Origin of the sequence: Methylibium sp. (assembly GCF_013817365.1) — a bacterium.
Taxonomy (GTDB): Bacteria; Pseudomonadota; Gammaproteobacteria; order Burkholderiales; family Burkholderiaceae_C; genus Methylibium.
This window is the reverse complement of record NZ_JACDCU010000301.1, coordinates 1-5,193: the sequence shown is the minus strand read 5'-3', so window position 1 is coordinate 5,193 and position 5,193 is coordinate 1. Positions and strand designations below refer to the sequence as shown.

Genomic DNA, 5,193 nt, shown 5'->3' with positions numbered 1-5,193 from the left:
GCTGTCCCAAGTTGACGAAGAGGCTTGATCATCATGGACAACACGCTGAAGGCAGACCCTGAGCACCTGGCAAAGGTCTGTCGCAGGTACGGCATCAGTCGGCTCGCGCTGTTCGGCTCGCGGCTGAAGGGCGCGGCGCGCTCAGACAGCGACGTGGATCTGTTGGTCGAGTTCGAACCCGGCGCGACGCCCGGCCTCCTTCGCATGGCGGAGATCGAGGAGAAGCTGTCTCCGCTCTTCGGTGGCCACACGATCGACCTGCGCACGGCCGAGGACCTGAGCCGCCACTTTCGGGATCAGGTGGTCGCGCACGCCGAAGTGCAGTACGCGCAATGAATCTGACTGAACCCGACCGCCCGAGGAACTCCCACCCTGCTGGCCGAATTGCGGACCTTGGAACAACAGTGCGCAACGGGGACGGAGACAAGCGCCCGTACGACGCATGGAGCGCAATCGAGTGCCGCAATCCGCTCACGGGAGTCAGGCGCCTCTGCCAGCGCCCGAGGCAGCGATGCTTCGCAGTGCAGCGCACAGACGATCGACATCGTCGGCGCTGTGCAGCGCTGAAAGCGAGATGCGCAAGCGCGCCGAGCCCTGCGGCACCGTGGGCGGGCGTATCGCGGGCACCCAGATGCCTTGCGTCTCCAGGGCCGCCATCACCGCCAGCGCCAACACGTTGTCGCCCAGCAGCAGCGGCTGGATCGGGGTACCGGACACCGGCGCGCGCCACGGCAAGCCGGCAAGCCCGGCGCGCAGGCGCTCGCCCAGTCTGAGGAGCTGTTCGCGCCGCCAGCCTTCCGACTCGATCACCCGCAGGCTTGCGCGCAAGGCCTCGGCCACCATCGCCGGCGCGCCGGTCGCGAACATGTAGGTGCGCGACTTCTGCATGAGCCACTCGATCACCGGCTCCGGCCCGGCCACGAAGGCGCCCGCAACGCCGGCCGCCTTGCCGAGGGTGGCCATGTAGATCAGCCGCTCCGGCATCGCGCCGGCGCGCAAGCCCCAGTGCGAGAGGCTGCCGCGCCCGCCTTCGCCCAGCACGCCGTAGCCGTGCGCGTCGTCGATCAGCAGCCAGGCGTCGAAGCGCTCGCACAACGCGAGCAGTTCGGGCAGCGGGGCGAGGTCGCCGTCCATGCTGAAGACGGCATCGGTGACGACCAGCCGCCGCCGTGCACCACGCGCGGTGATCAGCGCCCGTTCGAGCGCCGTCATGTCCTTGTGCGGATAGACCTGAACATCGGCGCGCGACAGCCGGGCACCATCGATCAGGCAGGCATGGTTGAGCGCATCCGACAGCAGCGCGTCGCCGCGCTCGACCAGCGCGGGGATGATGCCGGTGTTGGCCGCATAGCCGGCGTAGAAATAAAGCGCGCGCGGCAGTCCGACGAAGCGCGCCAGCTCGTCTTCCAGCGCCGCATGCGCAGGGCTGTGGCCGCAGACCAGCGGCGAGGCCGTGGCGCCGACGCCGTAGCGCTCGGCGGCCTGCTGCGCGGCTTCGATCAGCGCAGGATGGCGGGCCAGGCCGAGATAGTCGTTGCTGGCGAAAGCCAGGCGGGTCAGGCCGTCGGCGAGCAATGCGGCGCCGTCTTGAGGCGCCACCACGCGACGTCGGCGGCGCAGCCCGCTCGCATCAAGGGCCTGTAGCGCAGTGGCGAAGATTTCGGCGGGCGTGGCCATCGGCTCAATCGGGCAGTTGCAGCAGACGCAAGCGGCTCGGCTCGGCCTCGGGTTGCCACGGCCAGTCGGCCAGCAGCGGCGCGGCGAGTTGCTCGCGCAGGTAGGCCAGGTTCGCCGCCGGCTCGGCCATCGCCGGATCGATGCGGTTCGCGATCCAGCCGGCGAGCCGCAAGCCGCGCGCACGGATCGCGTCGCGCGTGAGCAGCGCATGGTTCAGGCAACCCAGGCGCAGTCCGACGACCAGAATCACCGGCAGGTCGAGCGCCGCCGCCAGATCGGCGCCCGTTTCGGTCGGTGACAGCGGCACGAGAAAGCCGCCCGCGCCCTCGACCACGACAGCGTCGGCCCGCAGGGCGAGTTCACGGTAGGCGCGGACGATGGCCGCAATCTCGACGACGCGCCCGGCGCGCGCCGCGGCAATGTGCGGCGAAAGCGGGTCGGCGAGCAGCACCGGGTTGTCCCACTCCGCCGGCACCGCCACATTGCCGGCCGCGCGCAACGAGAGAACGTCCTCGTTGTGCCCTTGCGCGTCGGTGCCTGCGGCGACCGGCTTCATGCCCACGCACCGCGGGTACGTCGTGCGCAGCGCATGCAGCAGCGCGCAACTCGCCAGCGTCTTGCCGACGCCGGTGTCGGTGCCGGTGACGAACCAGCCGCGGCTCATCTCAGAGGCTCCACCGTGCTTCGTGCGATCTGCGCGGAGCGAAACGGCGTTGGCTCGCGCAGTTGGGCGGTCGACGAGCGGGGGTCGGATAGCACGATGCTCCGGTGGCCAAATCGGCGCGAGCGAAGACAGGTCGGCACGATGCCGCGCTCATGCGCCGCACACTGCGTCCAGTGCGCGCAGCGCACCGCCGGCCAACTGCTCCAGCGTCGCGTCGTCCAGCACATAGGGCGGCATGAAGTACAGCGTGTTGCCGATCGGCCGCAGCAGCAGGCCCTGTTCGCGCGCCGCCAGGTGATAGGCGCCGGAGAAGCCGTCGATGCCGGCGTCGTCGATGTCCCAGGCCCAGAGCATGCCGAGCTGGCGGGCATTGCGCACACGATGGTGCGCGCTCAAGGGCTCGCACAGCTCGTTCAGGCGAGCCGCCGTCGCGCGATTGCGCTCGAACACCGGCGTGCCGTCGATGCCCTGCTCGAACAGATCGAGCACCGCCAGTGCCGCGCGGCAAGCCAGCGGGTTGCCGGTGTAGGAATGCGAGTGCAGGAAGCCGCGCGCGGCGCGGTCGTCATAGAAGGCCTCGAACACTGCGTCGGTGCATAGCACGGCCGACAGCGGCAGCGTGCCCCCGGTCAGGCCCTTGGAGAGGCACAGGAAATCGGGCCGCCCATCCGCCTCTGCGCTCGCGGCCTGCTGGTGGGCGAACAACGTGCCAGTGCGGCCGAAGCCGACCGCGATCTCGTCGCAGATCAGGTGCACCTCATAGCGATCGCACAGCGCCCGTGCCTGGCGCAGGTATTCGGCGTCGTGCATGGCGAAGCCGGCGGCGCACTGCACCAACGGCTCGAGGATCAACGCGGCGGTGCGCTCGTGGTGCTGGGCCAGGTAATCGCCGAGCGCGGCCGCCGCGCGACGTGCGCAGGCCGCTGCGTCCTCGCCCGGCCGGGCTTGGCGCGCATCGGGCGACGGCAGCGCCGCGCTCAACCGCACGAGCGGTGCATAGGCCTCGCGGAACAGCGCGATGTCGGTGACCGAAAGCGCACCGATCGTCTCGCCGTGATAGCCCCCGGCCAGGCCGACGAATTCGCACTTTTGCGGCCGGCCGTGGTTGCGCCAGTAATGCGCGCTCATCTTCAGCGCGATCTCGGTGGCCGAAGCACCGTCGCTGGCGTAGAAGGCGTGGCCCAGGCCGCTCAGCGCACCCAGCCGCTCCGAGAGAGCTACCACCGGCTCGTGCGTCAGGCCGGCGAGCATCACGTGGTCGAGGGTCGCCAGTTGATCGGCGAGGGCTTCGCGGATGCGCGGATGGCCGTGGCCGAACAGGTTGACCCACCAGGAGCTCACCGCGTCGAGATAGCGCCGGCCATCGGTATCGATGAGCCACGGCCCCTCGGCGCGCGCAATCGCCAGCAGCGGCTCGCGCTCGTGGCGCTTCATTTGTGTGCAGGGATGCCAGACGGCGCGGCGGCTGCGTTCGGCCAGGCTCAGCGCGCCGGGCGCTGCGGGATCACTCACCGCCATTGCCACCGTTTCCGCCGTCGCTTCCGTGCCCGTCATCGTGGCCGCCCGATGCACCCCCGGCGCTGCTGGCCCCGGCCCTTTCACCACGGCCGCCGGGTCCCCGGTACACGCAGCGGTCGCCGCTGCTGTGCCGCGCCACGCGCACGCTGGCAACACCCGGCACCTGCGCCGCGACGCGCTTGTAGATGAACACGCACAGGTTCTCGAGCGTCGGCACGTCGAGCCCGGGCACCTCGTCGAGGAAGTGGTGATCGAGCTGTTCGCGCACGGCGGCGATGGCGGCACGAAGCACCGCCAGATCGACCACCATGCCCGTCGCACGATGGGCCTTGCCGCTGACGCACACCTCGGCCGTGTAGGTGTGGCCATGCACGCGCCGGCTGCCGTCGGCCTCGTTTCGCTCGACCTCGCGGCGCAAGGTATGGGCCGACTCGAAATAGAAGGACTGGCTGAGTTCGAACATCTTGCAAGTGTCCCGGGTTCGGCTCAGCCGGCGCTGGGCCGCTCCCGAGCGGGCTGAACGCCCCTCGGGGGCCGCGAACGCGGTGAGCTGGGGGTCGTCATGTCAGCGGATGCCGATGACCTTGTGCGTCTGCAGGCTCAACTGCCACCGTGGGTGCGCCAGGCACCAGCGCACCGCCCACTCGGTGTTCGCAGCGAGTTCGGGGCCGTCCATCGGCTGCACGCGGCGGTGTGCGAAAGCCAGGGATTCCAGCTCGGCCAGGTCGATCCCTTCCTGCGGCACCACCACCTTGAGCTCCTGCCCCGAGCGCTGCAGCAGCGACGCGCCGGCCTTGGGGCTGATGCACAGCCAGTCGATGCCGGCCGGCGCCACCTGCGTGCCGTTGCTTTCGACCGCGACTTCGAAGCCCAGTTCGTGCAGCGCGTCGAGCAGCGCAGCGTCCACTTGCAGCAGCGGCTCCCCGCCCGTCAGCACCACGAAACGCTGCTCGCGACCGGCTTCAGCCGGCCACTGCGCGACGACCTGCACGGCCAGTTCGGCGGCGCTGGCGAACTTGCCGCCACCGCTGCCGTCGGTGCCGACGAAATCGGTGTCGCAGAAACGGCAGACTGCGCTGGCGCGATCTTCCTCGCGCCCGCTCCACAGGTTGCAGCCGGCGAAGCGGCAGAACACCGCCGGCCGCCCGGCGTGGTGGCCCTCACCCTGCAGCGTGTAGAACACCTCCTTGACGCTGTAGCTCATCGCCGCGCCCAGCCGGCCCAACCCAGCGCCGCGGCGCAGGCCACCACCATCGCGCCGTAGGTCGCCATCGCGCCGTCGCGACCGGTCAGCAACAAGCCGCCGATGAGCGCGAGCAAGGCAGCACCGCTGG

Annotated in this window: 5 protein-coding genes and 1 pseudogene; 1 reads left to right on the top strand and 5 read right to left on the bottom strand. The window is 70.3% G+C overall.

Annotation, left to right across the window (positions count from 1 at the left end):
- Positions 1-33: 33 nt before the first annotated feature.
- Positions 34-336, top strand: coding sequence for a nucleotidyltransferase domain-containing protein (locus H0W38_RS16115; RefSeq protein WP_292455931.1), 303 nt, complete (start codon positions 34-36; stop codon positions 334-336).
- 144 nt (positions 337-480) lie between these two features.
- Here H0W38_RS16115 and bioF read toward each other — a convergent pair whose 3' ends face one another.
- The 5 genes and pseudogenes from bioF to queE form a co-directional block, all read right to left on the bottom strand.
- Positions 481-1,677, bottom strand: coding sequence for an 8-amino-7-oxononanoate synthase (gene bioF, locus H0W38_RS16110; RefSeq protein WP_292455928.1), 1,197 nt, complete (start codon positions 1,675-1,677; stop codon positions 481-483).
- Positions 1,678-1,681: 4 nt separating this feature from the next.
- Positions 1,682-2,341 carry a dethiobiotin synthase gene (gene bioD, locus H0W38_RS16105; protein WP_292455926.1) on the bottom strand — a complete coding sequence of 220 codons (660 nt, stop codon included), beginning with the start codon at positions 2,339-2,341 and terminating at the stop codon, positions 1,682-1,684.
- 150 nt (positions 2,342-2,491) lie between these two features.
- The gene (bioA, locus tag H0W38_RS16100) at positions 2,492-3,853 is read right to left on the bottom strand and encodes an adenosylmethionine--8-amino-7-oxononanoate transaminase (RefSeq protein WP_292455923.1); all 1,362 of its coding nucleotides are present in this window, start codon (positions 3,851-3,853) and stop codon (positions 2,492-2,494) included.
- 112 nt (positions 3,854-3,965) lie between these two features.
- Positions 3,966-4,322: pseudogene (locus H0W38_RS16095) on the bottom strand (6-pyruvoyl tetrahydropterin synthase family protein); the annotation flags it as partial.
- Between the two features lie 102 nt (positions 4,323-4,424).
- Positions 4,425-5,063 (bottom strand): 7-carboxy-7-deazaguanine synthase, encoded by a 639-nt coding sequence (gene queE, locus H0W38_RS16090; protein ID WP_292455920.1) that lies wholly within the window; start codon positions 5,061-5,063, stop codon positions 4,425-4,427.
- Between the last annotated feature and the right edge of the window lie 130 nt (positions 5,064-5,193).

Bases quoted from the DNA above. Each gene is read 5' to 3' on its own strand.
- H0W38_RS16115 (WP_292455931.1), top strand. From the start codon at position 34: ATGGACAACACGCTGAAGGCAGACCCTGAGCACCTGGCAAAGGTCTGT.
- bioF (WP_292455928.1), bottom strand. From the start codon at position 1,677: ATGGCCACGCCCGCCGAAATCTTCGCCACTGCGCTACAGGCCCTTGAT.
- bioD (WP_292455926.1), bottom strand. From the start codon at position 2,341: ATGAGCCGCGGCTGGTTCGTCACCGGCACCGACACCGGCGTCGGCAAG.
- queE (WP_292455920.1), bottom strand. From the start codon at position 5,063: ATGAGCTACAGCGTCAAGGAGGTGTTCTACACGCTGCAGGGTGAGGGC.